Source organism: Halomonas sp. A3H3, from assembly GCF_000982975.1.
GTDB classification, from domain to species: domain Bacteria; phylum Pseudomonadota; class Gammaproteobacteria; order Pseudomonadales; family Halomonadaceae; genus Vreelandella; species Vreelandella titanicae.
Genome location: NZ_HG423343.1, coordinates 5,322,040 through 5,336,019, shown reverse-complemented (window position 1 = coordinate 5,336,019; position 13,980 = coordinate 5,322,040). Strand labels below are relative to the sequence as shown.

Here is a 13,980-nt window from a genome sequence, read left to right as displayed (position 1 = left end):
TTCACGATTCACGATTCACGATTCACGATTCACGATTCACGATTCACTTTTAAGGTTACTAAACAATGCGTAAATATTTCGGTACTGACGGTGTGCGCGGTCGCGTGGGGGAGTTTCCCATGACGCCTGATTTTGCTATGAAGTTGGGTTGGGCCGCAGGGCAGGTGTTGGGTGCTGAAGGTGTTAGGGAAGTGTTAATTGGTAAAGATACCCGTGCCAGTGGGTATATGTTGGAATCCGCGTTAGAGGCGGGCTTCTCCGCGGCGGGTGTTAATGTTGCCCTGGTGGGGCCGTTGCCGACCCCCGGCGTTGCCTATTTAACTTCTACCTTCCGTGCGGATGCGGGGGTAGTGATTAGCGCGTCGCATAATCCTTTTGATGATAATGGTATTAAGATTTTCGGGCAGGGCGGTCAGAAGCTTAATGATATCCAAGAGCAGGAAATAGAGCGCTGGTTACAAGTAGCCATTGACGGCGGCATGACCTGCGTTAGCTCCGAGAAACTAGGTAAGGCGCGCCGTATTGATGATGCCGCTGGCCGTTATACCGAATACTGCAAGGCTAACCTACCGGGGCACTTGAGTTTGAATGGCCTGAAAATTGTTGTGGATAGTGCCAATGGCGCGGGTTACCGAGTGGGCCCGGCGGTTTTTCGCGAGTTAGGCGCCGAGTTAATTAGTATTCACGACAAGCCCAATGGTCTCAACATTAACGAAAACTGCGGTGCTACCTCTATGCAGAGCCTGTGCGATGCAGTGCTCGCCCATCAGGCGGATATAGGTATCGCTTTGGATGGCGATGCCGACCGCCTGATGATGGTGGATCATACGGGGGCCGTGGTAGACGGCGATGAGCTTTTATACCTGCTTGCGAAGGATGCGAAGCGCGCGGGCTACACCGGCGGTGTAGTGGGTACCCAAATGAGTAATTTGGGGCTTGAGCAGGCGCTTAATGGATTGAATATTCCTTTTAAGCGCGCCAAAGTAGGCGACCGCTATGTGCTGGAACAGTTAAACGCCATGGGCTGGCGGTTAGGTGGGGAAGGCTCTGGTCACTTGCTAAGCCTGGATCATGCATCCACTGGCGATGCTATTATTGCCTCACTGCGCGTGCTGGCTAGTTTGTTAGAGCAACGGGCAACGCTGTATGACGCCAAACAGGGTATGCACAAACTCCCGCAAACCTTAATTAATGTGCGTTATACCGCCCAAGCAGGGCATGATCCTCTTGATACCCCAGCGGTACTGCAAGCTGTCGCACTGGTCGAACGGCAGCTTGGCCAAACGGGCCGCGTGCTGCTGCGCAAATCTGGTACCGAACCATTGATTCGTGTGATGGTCGAGGCTGTAGATGCTAATCAGGCGCAAAGCAGTGCCCAGCAAATTGCTGATGCGTTTTCTTAGGCGAACACGGTAAGTTCACCTGTTACACGAGGTAATGACTTTTGACATCATCTTCAACGCTTAGCTTGCCCCCTGAGCATAAGACAGAGAGGCATTTGTCAGATATCGCAGACATCGAGCAAAGCCCTTGGTTTGATGCTGACTGGTATATGATGCAATACCCCGATGTGGCTGTTTCCGGTATGTCGCCCGCGCAGCACTACCTGCTGCTGGGGGAGGCCTGGGGGCGAAAAGCTGGGCCTCATTTTGATGCCGAGTATTACCTTAAGCGTCATCAGGACGTCGCTAAGGCGGGTGTTAGTCCATTACTGCACTTCACGCGTAATGGAGAAAAAGAGGGGCGTAGCCCGATTAAGCTACGTGCTCAAGAGGCTGAGGAGGGGCTTTGGCAGCAAGAGGATGTGGAATTGCAACTGGCGTGTCTGGAGGATTTGCTGACCCACGAGGATTCTTGGGAGGCCAGCTATGCCGCATGGGCGCTGGGGCGCTGGTATGCCTGGCAAGGCGAGTGGCGGCGCTGCGCTGAAGTGTTGTCTGGTCGTCATCAACTGCCGGATTTTCAGCCCGCTACAGGCGCTTCTTGGCTACTAGAGGCAGAAGCTCTAATTAATAGCGGTCAGTTGGTGAAAGCCTGGCAGTGTATCCAACAGTTATTGGCCGCTTTCCCCGACTACCCTGATACCTCCTTGGCGCTTGCTAATTTGTTGGCAATGCAGGCCGCTAGTCAATCCGGGGATTCAGCCACGCCTCCAACGTCTTCACAGGCACACGCGTTAACGGAGCAGTTTCGTTTACGGCATATTAACGCGTTGTTTAACCGTGCCAATCTATACCCGGTAGCCCTTAAAGATGCTAGTCAGCCCTTAACGCTCGATAACTTAACGCATGAAAACACACTAGAGGCTCGTTCTTCAGCGCGAGAGAGCGGTGAGCTGGTCAGCATCGTTATGCCGTTATTTAATGCAGGGGCTTACCTAGCAACGGCACTGCGCAGCCTTGCTGAGCAGTCATATGCCAATATAGAGGTTATCGTAGTGGACGATGCGTCTACCGATAACTCTTTAGCTGTGGCCCAGGCGTTTAGCCAGCAGGATTGCCGCTTTCGAGTGCTTACACAGCCCACCAATCAGGGGGCTTACGCGGCGCGTAACCGTGCTCTTGAGGCGTCGAAAGGGGCTTATATCACTGTTCACGATAGTGATGATTGGTCGCACCCTCAAAAAATTGAATTGCAGGTTGCCGGTTTGGAAAGCCACCCAGAATGGCAAGCGTGTTTTAGTAGCTTTGTTCGCTGCACGTCGGAAATGTTTTTTAATCATTGGCGTGTAGAAGCGTTGGGTGGCTGGATTCATCGTAATACATCATCGTTTATGTTTCGGCGAGAAGTTTTCGAAACATTAGGGTTTTGGGACGTGGTGAAAGTATCAGGTGATACAGAATATTTTCGTCGCCTTGTCGCTGCTTTTGGTTCCAAAGCCTTTGGCGAGGTTCAGCAAGGCGTTCCCCTGGCCTTTGGCCGTAATTTGCCATCTTCGCTCAGCCACTCTGGCCCCACCCATTTGGTTACACTATTTAAGGGGGCTCGCTGTGATTACCACAGTGCCGCGGCTCAATGGCATGAGAGTGCCAAACAGCCAAGCGATTTGTACCTGCCGGCCAACCCCGTTGTTCGTCCCTTTCCAGCACCGGCTGCCAACTTGCCCGGTTGAGCTGGTATCCTATTGCCCATTTATTACGTGTTAGGAATTCATTGTGAGCCAGCAACAGCATTCGGTAGCGGCCAACGCTACACAAGACCTTGCTATCAAGCCTTCTATCAATACGTTAGCCCAGGGGTCCATGTTCTGGCAGCCTGATTACCGTGAGGCGTCTCCCTGGCTGGAACATCTACCGTTTCTGTTTTGGTTGGTAGAGGCGTTGCGGCCACAGCAGGCAGTGGGCCTGGGGGTAGAGAGCGTCGCGCACTTTGCGGTTTGCCAAGCGGCCTCACGGCTTCGGCTGGGTACGCGTTGCTTTATGGTGGGAGTGCATGAGGAAGATGCAGAATGCAAGCAGGATGCCGAGGCTATTCGGGCTTATGCCGACGACCACTTCTCAACAATCAGCCAGTGGCTAGAGGCGACTCCCACACGGGCGATTGACCAGTTCGATGAGGGCTCAGTCGACCTGTTATTGCTACATGTAGAAGCCGATGACAACAGCGTGGATTATCTGCTGGATCGCTGGTTATCCAAGCTTTCAACTCAGGGTGTCGTGGTAGTGCCAGGAGTTTCCCGCCGCGAGCCAGGCTGCCTTGTGTTCCGTGCTTTTGAAACCCTTAAAGCCCGCTACCCGCACTTTGTGTTTCACCATGCTGGTGGGTTGGGGGTTATTGCAGTAGGTAATAATCTGCCCCCGCTGCTTAAAAACCTTTTAGGCGCGCTGGAGTCGGCGGCCTCTACGCAGGTGGTGCAGGATGTTTTTGCCCGCTTGGGGCGCAGTTGCCAGGATAAAGTGACTGTACGCCACCAGCAGGCACTTTCACAGGCCCTGGAAACCCGAGTTAACGAACAGGCGAGCAACCTGGCGGCTGCCGAACAGCGGGTAAATGAGCAGGCAGAGCATTTACAGCAGATGGGTGAAGAGCGCGATAAGCTGAAAGCGCGCCTTGAGCAGCAGGAATCAAGGTTTGCCCAGGAACGTGGCCGTTTGGCCGAGCGGGTGAGTTCGCTTGAAGAATTTAACGACGAGCTGAAAAAGGAGCTGATGCGCCAGCGCGAACAGGGTGATCGCCAAGCAGTTGAGGCCCGTGAACAAAGCGAGCGCTATGCGGCTGAGTCACGTGATTATGCCCAGGCGTTAAAAACCAGTGAACAGTCGCTCAATCAAGCTCAGCAACAGTTAGAGGCAAATGAGAAAGATTTGCGGACCGCTCGTGAAGAGAATGCCGAGTTAATTAGTAAACTTGAGAAAACCGAACACTCCCTTTCTGAAGCACATAAGCAGAATCAAGACCTAGAAAACAAAAAGCAGGCTCTTACTACCGAAGTGACAGAAACGAAGCAGATGCTGGAAACTCGCTTTAGCGAACTGGCAAAACTAACCAGCCTGCTCGAAGCTAATGAAAAGAGCTTGCGTAGTGCCCATGAGGAGAACACTGGGTTAACTAACAAGCTGCAAAAAACCGAGACCTCGCTTCAGGCGCGCTTTAATGAACTGGGCCAACTGACCCGTAAGCTTCAGGAGTCTGAAAAGAACTGTTCAGATGTTGAACAACAGCTGGCACAACAAAAGAAAGAATACGCCACGCTTTCTGCTCAATTGAAAGCGGCTACTGAGCGCGAAAAAGAAGCGCTTAGCGCTGTGGATGAGCGTTTCCGCGAGCTAGCTGTGCTAACCGAACTGCTAGAGAAGAACGAATCGCAACGCGGGCAGTTGAAACGCGAACTTGATGATACAAAATCTGCTAACCAGAAACTTGAAGTGGACGCTAAAGCCAACCGCGAAACGCAGGCCCAGCAGCGTCGCGAAATAGAGCGTCAATCTCATGAGTTAGCCAATCTAGTGGATCAGCTAGAAGCTCTGCGAGCAGCAGCACCTAGTACTGATACGTCTACTCAAGCGGAGTTAACCACCCCCAAAAGCGTTGCTAAAGCCCCACCGCTGACAAAGCGAGCGATCAAGCGGCAGGTCGCGTTAATCGAAGCGAGTCAGTGGTTCGACGCTAAGTGGTATTTAGCGCAATACCCTGATATTGCTCGTGATAGCAAAATGTCGGCGAGTCCTGCCCGCCACTATCTGTTGATGGGCGGTTTCGAAGGGCGTAACCCAGGCCCGGGGTTTGACTCAGCGTACTATCTTCAGCACAACCCCGACGTGGTAGAAAGCGGAATCAACCCGCTTGTGCACTACCTTAAATTTGGTGAGAAAGAGCAGCGTAGTACTAAAGCAAAGTACTAAAGCTAAGTACTAAAGCTAAGTACTAAAACGTAGCACTAAAGCGTGGTACTAAAGCCTAGTACAAAGGAACTGTAATGAGCGATGCTAATCGTAAGTTGTTATTGGATGCAGAATTATTTAATGCGTCGTGGTATGTAAACCGTTATCTAGATGCTCAGCATAGTCAGCTTTCTCCGCTGGAGCATTTTTTAAATTATGGCTGGGCACTGGGCCGCTGCCCGGGGCCTGGTTTTGATCCTGAAGAGTATTCCCGACGCTATCCCGATGTTGCCACATCGGGGCTGAGCCCGTTGCTGCATTACCTTCGTCATGGCCGCAGTGAAGGGCGGCGGGCAGTAGTGGGGGAAGGGGATTCCCCTGCTGTTCCACAGCTGGCGGTCGTTTTGCATGCTTACCATCTTGAATTGGTGGCACTGCTAGGTGACAGGCTTGCCTTGCTGAAGGAGCCCTTCGATCTGTTTATTACCACGTCCCATGCGCCGAATACGCGGGAAATTGTGGCGCTGAAGAAACGCTACCCTGGTGCAAAAGTGGTGTACTGCCCTAATCGGGGGCGGGATATTGCGCCGTTTTTTTCGCTAATACCTCATCTGCAACAGTATACGCTGTGCTTGAAGCTGCACACCAAGCAGGGTGTAACGCCGGTGGCTAAACAGTGGCGGGATACGCTTTTGAGCAGTGTATTGCCGAGTGGCGGCGGCGTGCAGGCGTTGCTGCATAAGCTACGCAGCGACCCCCGCTTGCAGTTAGCAGGCCCTCAGCGGCTGTTTATGAGCCAACTGTCAATGCGCTTTGGCAATGGCCCTTGGTTGGAAAAGCTTGCACCACGGGTCAATGTATCGCTGGAAAGCGACTGGGGCTTTTTTGCTGGCAGTATGTTTTGGTGCCGCCCCCAAGCGCTATCTGCTTTGGCCGCCGAAGTGGCGCCATTAATGTTTGAGCCAGAAACCGGCGAGCAGGATGGTGAGTTGTCCCATGCGTTGGAACGCTTGGTGGGTGGTGTCGTGCGCCCCCAGTCAGAGCGGGTGTTGCTGTTACCCCATGGGTCTAATGGCGAGCTTTCGCCTTATCAGATGGAGACCGGGCTGGAAAGCACCATGCCATCAGAGCTGCTGATCGATAACAGTGACCTTCAAGAATTGCAGGTGCTTGGTACTAGTGGTGTGAAAGCGGCCAGAAAACAGGGGTTGAATGGCGATCTTAACCTCAACGGTGATCTCGCGATTTGTGGCTGGCTGGCGGACAGTGGTTCCAGCGCGCCGCGTTCGGCGTTGATCCGTATTGATGGTCACCATGAGATTGAAGTGATCGCTAACCAGTTTCGCAATGACCTACGTGATAACGGTGTTCATGAAGGGCGCCATGCCTTTGAGACATATCCGCCGGTTGAGTTGGTAGACGGCCAAAACCATCACCTTGAGTTAATCGATACCCTGAGTGGTCATGTGGTGGCCAGTGGCGATGCTGTCTGGGAGTTTCAGCGTTCCTTTAGCGATTTTGCGGGTTATCTTGCCCATGGTCTGGTTGATCCTTATCTGTCGCGCCCGTTTCGCGAGGCTGATAAGCGATGCTTGGCCGCCATGGAGAACGTGGCGGATGGGCTGACTCGTGATGCGCAAGCACTCGCAAAGGCGCCGCTAGTTACTGTCATTATGCCTTGCTTTAACCGTTTGGATACCATTGAGGCAGCGGTCGAGTCGGTGAGTAGCCAAGTGTATGCCAACTGGGAATTGCTGTTGGTAGATGACGGCAGTACCGATGGCACCCGTGAGTGGTGTGAGCGGCAGGCCGCCAAAAACGAACGTATTCAACTGATTGCTCTGAAAAAAAACCGAGGTGTCTCCCATGCGCGCAACCAAGGGCTGGAGGTAGCGCAGGGGGCTTATATCGCTTACCTGGACTCTGATAACGTTTGGGATCCACGCTATTTGGCTGCCATGGTGGGGGCTTTTAGCCGCGAACCCACAGCTCAGGCGTTTTATTCAGGCTTATATCGCTACACCGGCAATGCCACAGAGCCTTCAGGCGTGCTGTTTGGTCCTTTGAATCGCGCATTGTTGTTCAATAGGAACTATGTAGACCTCAATGCGTTTTGTCACACTCGCGAGGCCTATCAACAGTGTGGGGGCTTTGACGAGACGCTGCCGAGGTTTGTGGACTGGGATTTGATCCGCCGCTATAGCCAGCGGGTACGGCTTTGTTCAGTGCCAGTCGTATTAACCCACTATTATTATGGCCGTGCCGCTAACACGTTGACGGCTAACACGGAGTACGTGGGCTATTTAGACCAGGTACGTGAGGCAACTGGGCATCAGTGGTCTGCCGCTAAATCAACTGCCTCTACTGCACTGCAGCGAGGGGTGTCGGTGGTTATCCCCAGCTATGAGTCGTTGGAGGATCTGCGTGATTGCCTCACTAGCCTGGAAGCGTTGGCGCTGGGCGATAAGCTGGAGGTGATCGTTGTCGATAATGACTCTTCGTCTCCGGTGAAGAAGTTCCTTGAAGAGGCTCAGGCTGCCGGGCGCCTGAAAGCAATTTTTAATTCCTGCAACTATGGCTTTACTCACGCAGTTAACCTGGGATTGGCAGCGGCTAAAACAGACCACGATTTGATGCTGCTTAATAATGATGCGCAGGTTGAGCCAGGCGCGTTGGAAGCTATGCAACTGGCAGCGACTCAATTGCCAGAGTGCGGCCTGGTCGTTCCCCAGCAAATTTTACCTGGTGGTACGCCCACTTTAACCACCCACGTGCCTTATGCCGACGCCGATCAACCCTGTGATGTCAATCTTTCGGCTCATCACGGTAATATTGTGACTCCGCCGTTATTGCATGACGGAAGAGTGCTGGAGATCAGCTTTGCACCGTTCTTCTGTGTCTATATTCCCCGCGAAACATATCGTAGCGCTGGGCCTCTGGATGCGCAGTTTGGCCGCCATTACCGTTCTGATCGTATTTACTGCGATGTGGTAAGACACCTGTTAGGGCTGCGGATTTACCATGTCAGCGATGCTTGTGTCGTGCATAAACTGCAGAAGTCTACTCGGGTGCTGTCTGGTCGTTCCAATAGTCAATTCGATCTAATGTTCAGGAAAAATCAGTGGGATGAACCAACGCGACATACCCTTGGCTTTCGTAAAGCGGTGTGGGATCTCTGACTGGAAGAGCGTCGCTTATGACACTTCTGCACTTTCCCGTAACGGGGTTGTCTGAGTGTCCACTTGGCCCATCGTTATGGGCCTGATCAAGCGTTCTTACAGTCAGCTATGGACGGTTTCACTGAGAATGATTGAAAGCATAGTCCTTCAAAGCAGAGCTCTTCAAAACAGAGCTCTTCAAAACAGAGCCCTTAAAACCCCGTGGGAGATGCCAGCCATACGTTTCGCTCGCTTTGTTAAACGGTTTGTTGGGCGGGACACTTTAGACCGCTATACCTCAGGGCTCCGCTGGCACCTTGATTTCCCTGATGCGCAACGCCCCCCGTGGTTGCTCCCAGGGGGGTGGGTCGTGCAGGGGTGGGTAGTGCTGCCTGAAGCGTTAGCCGAGTGGGTAGGCAAGGCTGAAATAATTGCTCGCTGGAGCAAAACCTTTGAGCTTTGCCACCCTCTGTCGATACGCCGTCCTGATGTCATTGAAGCGCTTTTTGGAACCGCTGATGAGTCCCACCCTCAAGTGCAGTGTGGCTTTCGTTTTACGGTTCCTCACCGTTTGGAGCAGTTCTCACTGTTTCTGCGCTTAGGAGATATGCAGTTTCCCCTTTCCCAGGTAGATATACCGTCTGATGTTCATTTAGATGATGCACTGCCTCCTTCCCTTAAAGTGCTTGAGGGTAAGCAGGGGTGGTTGTTTTTGGATAATGATACCAATGGGAGTGTTGATCAGTACCGGGGGCGGCTTCGCCTAACGGAAGGAGGGGTAGAGCAGTGGCAACAGTACTTTCAAGCCGTTGAGCAACTGGCTGACAGTGCCGAGGCCGCTCATGCGGTGTTGGTGGCACCGTCTAAAGAGAGTGTCATGGGGCCTAGCTATCATCCGTTTACTGAAGGTAGCAATGGCCCCATACAACAGTTAATGGCGTTGCCGGAAGCACACAGCATTGTGTACCCCCAGGCGCTTTTGACCCAGTTGGGTGATGAGGCCTTTATTCGCACGGATAGCCACTGGTCCCAGCAAGGCGCGATGGTGGCTGCAAAAGCGCTGGCAACGGCGCTTGACCTTGATCCCAATGCGGTTAACGCGCTTTTTGCCGAAGATGAGTACGTGCAACGTACAATTGTCGGCGACTTGGGCAATAAATTTACGCCGGAACGCCATTGCAACATAGAGGTGCTGCGCTCGTTTAGCTATATGAAGTGCCGCTATTATGATAATGGCTTGCCCAACTTTGGGCGTTTGTCGGTGTTAGTGAATGACCAGGCACTGATGCCTAGTGTGTGTTTACTCTTTGGCTCGTCTTCCAGCTATTCAATGCTTAACTACTTATGCCGTCTGTTTCAACAAGTGGTGTTTGTACACAGCGCGGGAAGCCTCGACCCTGAGCTGGTGAAAGCGGTTAATCCGGCTTATTTGGTGATGCAAACCAATGCACGGTTTATGGTGCAAGTACCTGAGGTGGATCAGTCACTTTTGAAGTTAATCGATGAAAAACGCGCCAGGCTATCTGAAGATGAGTGGGCTTCAGTGGCTAAGCGAAAGATCTCCGTCGCACGCGATGATGCCTTGATTCATAAACTTAATTTAACACCCTGGCTAGTCTAGGCTCTGTCTGAAAACTGGCTGCGCTCGACCATACGGCGTTAAAAATCGGCTCAAAGTACTCATTTACACCATGTAAACTCCGTCTTTTCGCCGATTTTTGCCTTGTCTGGCCTTCGCTCGCCGACTTTTCAGACAGAGCCTAGCAGGGTTTTATAACAGGCTGGTGTGACGCAGCCTAAGGGCTGGTAACATGCTCGCTCCATATCCGCCGGATAAGACGCTTTTGAATGAATGCTAACCACACGTCACGCGATAAGCCTTGGTATCCTCACCACCGCAGCCCTCAGCAATTTGTTCCTTTACAGCAATTAAAGGCGGCTTCACGCCCTGGTGAATGGCAATCCCTGGGCGCGGAGCCGCTTTTTGCGTTAGAAGGGCAGTTACCGTTGCCTGGCTGGAACATGGTCGAAATTGCCTGTGAGCGAGACGTGACCAGTGTGGTATCTAGCCTCACGTTTGAGTCTGCACGGCGCTCGTTAACGGTAGAGCTACCTCTGCGTGTGGGTAAGATCACGAAGCGGCTTGTATACGTGCCATGGGGTGTGAAACGTGTGACGTTTGCGCCCATGAACGCCACGGGCACGTTTTCCCTGGAACATTTTCGCTTCGTATGGCTAACGCCAATGTTTGCCTATAACCGTTTGCTGCAGCGGTTATCCAACATGCATGAACACTACCGTGATCTTTCTTTGAAAGAAATTGAGCTCAGTTTGAAGCAGCAGGCGCGTAAACAGAGCCGCAAATGGCAAACCATTGCCCTAGAGGACTACGAAAGTACATTTATTAGTTTTTCCACTCGTCGCCACTACCAGCAGTGGATTCGTCAGATAGAACGAAGGCGTGCGCCTAGCGACCATGAAGTGGCCATGCGCCACCATGTGCACTCTTTTGATTGCAGTATTTTGTTGGTATGCCCTATTGGCGAGGCGACGCCTGATGCGTTACAGGCTTTACAAAACAGCTTAAAAAGCAGCCTGGCCAGTGTGGCAGAGCAGTCCTTGTCGCCGCGGCAGGCCATACTTTTGTTACCTTCTTCGGCATTTCATGGCTGGCAGGCATGGTTAGAAGAATGGCAGCGTGAGATGCCCGTTCTTCGCGTTGTAGAAAGTCATGCCACCAGTGTTGCGGCCTTGCGGATAGAGGCCCTTTCCTATTGCAAACATTCCTGGATATGGTTTTTACGCCCAGGCGATCGTTTAGCGGCGAATGCACTGTTTCATATGGCCAGTATTGCTGCAGATAATCCTCAAGCGCAGATGCTGATAGCCGATGAGGATAGCCTTGACGAGGAGGGTGTTCGGCACTCGCCGCAGTTTAAGCCTGAGTGGAATGCTGATTTGCTGCTTTCGATGCCGTATATTGGTCGGGCCGTGTGTTACCAGCACCGCTTTTTTCCACGCCTTTCAGCCGATATGTGTGGTGACAATGCCAATAACCCTGATTGGCTGGATTACGTACAAACGTTGGACGTAACATGGCGCGATCATTTTTCGTCGCAACAGCTTGCCCACGTACCCCATATTGCCTATCACGGTGCACCGGGGGCTGCCACAACGCCTTCCAGTTATGTTGGGGCTGTTGAGCAGCATTTAGAGGCCTGTGGGCAGGTTGCACAAGTAGCGCCAGGGTTATTACCCGGCACGCAGCGCATTCGTTGGCCGATGCCTACGCCAGAACCCTTGGTGAGCTTGCTGGTGCCTACCCGCGATGGCGTCGATATATTGCGCCCTTGTGTTGATGCTATTTTAGACCGTACCGACTATAGCCACTTTGAACTGCTTATTCTGGATAACCAAAGCAGCTGCAAAGAGACCCTGGCGTATTTGGACGAAGTGGCAGCCCGTGACACCCGAGTAAAGGTGTTGTCCTGGAACGCTCCGTTTAATTATTCATCCATCAATAACTATGGTGCCGACCATGCTCGGGGAAGTGTTATTGGTTTAATCAATAATGATGTAGAGCCGATTGATGGGCAGTGGCTGACGGAGATGGTAGAGCAGGTTTCACGCCCTGATATTGGTTGTGTAGGCGCGAAGCTCTACTACCCCAATGACACCATCCAGCATGGTGGTGTGATTCTTGGTTTAGGTGGCTTAGCGGGACATGCCCATCGCTTCTTTCAGCGTGACGAAGATGGTTATATGGGGCGCTTGAAAGTGGCTCAGAACCTTTCTGCCGTGACGGCAGCCTGTCTGCTACTGCGTAAAGAGGTCTTCGATGCTGTTAATGGTTTGAACGAGAAAGATCTGGCTGTCGCTTACAACGATGTGGATTTATGCATTAAGGTTCGTGAGGCGGGTTACCGTAATCTGTGGACACCGTTTGCTGAGCTTTACCATCATGAATCCATTTCCCGCGGTGCCGATGACACCCCTGAAAAGCGTGCGCGTTGGCTAAGCGAATATGCCTATATGCGCAAAACCTGGGGCGAATTACTGGACAGTGACCCGGCCTACAATCCTAATCTGACCTTGGTTCATGAGGATTTCTCGTTGCGATAAACGCTTGAATATCCATATAAATTTTAAAGTACCCGTGTAGTGGTACTTATCAGACACTTTGATACATCAATCAACAATTTTCGCTGGATATTCAAGTAATAGGTTATGTTGAAAGTAATAAAAAAACCGGGCGTACTAGGTTTTATAGACCGGGTTAGTGAGGATGCAATTAGTGGCTGGAGCCTATCGCCATACGTGACTGTGGTGGTGAATGGCCGAACACGTTGCCGGCTGTCTTGTAACCGCCCACGAGCGGATGTGAAAAAGGCAGGGCTTTCGTTGAGTGGCAACGTGGGTTTTCATGGAACGTTGGCGCTGAAGCATGGAGATGTCGTTCGCGTGGTAACGCCGAAAGACGTGCCATTGCGGCATAGCCCTTGGCTCTTTAGGCATCCGAAGCAAAGCGATTGGTTACCTATTGCCATCTCCCATCAGCACGCGGAGTATAAAGCCGTGGCTTCGCTTCCTGATCAATTGTTGGTTGATAGATTTAAACCCCTGTTTGGGCAGTCTGCTGAACGACGAATGGCTGGCGCTGTACTTAACGTTGCTAACCAGGCTCCTGTCATGGCGCGTTTTGATGTAGAGCCCAAGGCTCATGCAAACGTGATGCAGCTTTATGACAAAGTGATCACGCCTAATCGTATAGCCGCGCCGCCTTTATTGGCTGCGTTTCCGCAAGAAAAGCATATGCTACAGATGTTTGCTTTTCAGCCAGGCATAACATTGGAAGAAGTGGGCAACGGGTGGGAAGCGTGGGTGCCTATGGTAATGGCTCAACTTCACACTCTTCAACAAGCTGGCGAAGCTGGGCGCAGCGCTTTAAAACGCCGCACCAGCCGTTTTAAAAGCTTATTACATAGGCTGCTTCCATCGGTATGTGCTCAGGCTTTGCGTGAAGGTGGTAACAAGGTTGAACTGACATTTTTTGTCTTTTTAATGCGTGTAACTGCACGCTTGCCACGCGTCTTATCGCATGGTGACCTGCATCGTAATAACGTGCTTATTGATACTCAGCAGCAGCAAGTAGCGCTTATTGACTGGGATCGATGGGGATATCTACCGTTAGGGTTCGATGCGGCGCTTCTGTTGCGTGGACTGCCCTGGACAGCCGTAGAAAACTTGACTGGAAAAAGAGCTGACCAGCAGTTGGGTGCCTTGGTGTTCACCTATCTGTTCCAATGTTTGGACGTCGCTCATTTCATGCGGTCTGAAGAGGCTGCCCAGTTGCGGGCCCATATTTACAAGTTATATAAACAGTTCAAAATGTACGCGGTTACAGGCAAATAACTCCGTCACTGCGTGCAGCGGTGCCGGGGACGGTGGTGTGCCACGGGGCGTCGTTCCGACGCCTCCCGCGGGTGCCTCGAAACGCTCGC

7 protein-coding genes are annotated in these 13,980 nt (G+C 52.2%); all 7 read left to right on the top strand.

The features are described from left to right. Positions 1–65 precede the first annotated feature (65 nt). The 7 genes from glmM (at position 66) to HALA3H3_RS24145 (ending at position 13,891) form a co-directional block, all read left to right on the top strand. Positions 66–1,403, top strand: coding sequence for a phosphoglucosamine mutase (glmM, locus tag HALA3H3_RS24175; RefSeq protein ID WP_022524111.1), 1,338 nt, complete (start codon positions 66–68; stop codon positions 1,401–1,403). A 95-nt stretch (positions 1,404–1,498) separates the two neighbouring features. Then, positions 1,499–3,112: a glycosyltransferase family A protein gene (locus HALA3H3_RS24170; RefSeq protein WP_238326110.1), complete on the top strand. Its 1,614-nt coding sequence runs from the start codon at positions 1,499–1,501 to the stop codon at positions 3,110–3,112. Positions 3,113–3,155: 43 nt separating this feature from the next. After that, positions 3,156–5,342, top strand: a complete 2,187-nt coding sequence (locus HALA3H3_RS24165) for a coiled-coil domain-containing protein (RefSeq protein ID WP_022524109.1) — start codon at positions 3,156–3,158, stop codon at positions 5,340–5,342. A gap of 74 nt (positions 5,343–5,416) precedes the next feature. Continuing rightward, positions 5,417–8,500, top strand: a complete 3,084-nt coding sequence (locus HALA3H3_RS24160) for a glycosyltransferase (RefSeq protein ID WP_022524108.1) — start codon at positions 5,417–5,419, stop codon at positions 8,498–8,500. Between the two features lie 349 nt (positions 8,501–8,849). Beyond that, positions 8,850–10,100: an alginate O-acetyltransferase AlgX-related protein gene (locus tag HALA3H3_RS24155; RefSeq protein ID WP_238326109.1), complete on the top strand. Its 1,251-nt coding sequence runs from the start codon at positions 8,850–8,852 to the stop codon at positions 10,098–10,100. Between the two features lie 227 nt (positions 10,101–10,327). Beyond that, the gene (locus HALA3H3_RS24150; RefSeq protein WP_022524106.1) at positions 10,328–12,601 is read left to right on the top strand and encodes a glycosyltransferase family 2 protein; all 2,274 of its coding nucleotides are present in this window, start codon (positions 10,328–10,330) and stop codon (positions 12,599–12,601) included. 258 nt (positions 12,602–12,859) lie between these two features. Further along, positions 12,860–13,891, top strand: a complete 1,032-nt coding sequence (locus HALA3H3_RS24145) for a phosphotransferase (RefSeq protein WP_053857091.1) — start codon at positions 12,860–12,862, stop codon at positions 13,889–13,891. Positions 13,892–13,980 lie beyond the last annotated feature (89 nt).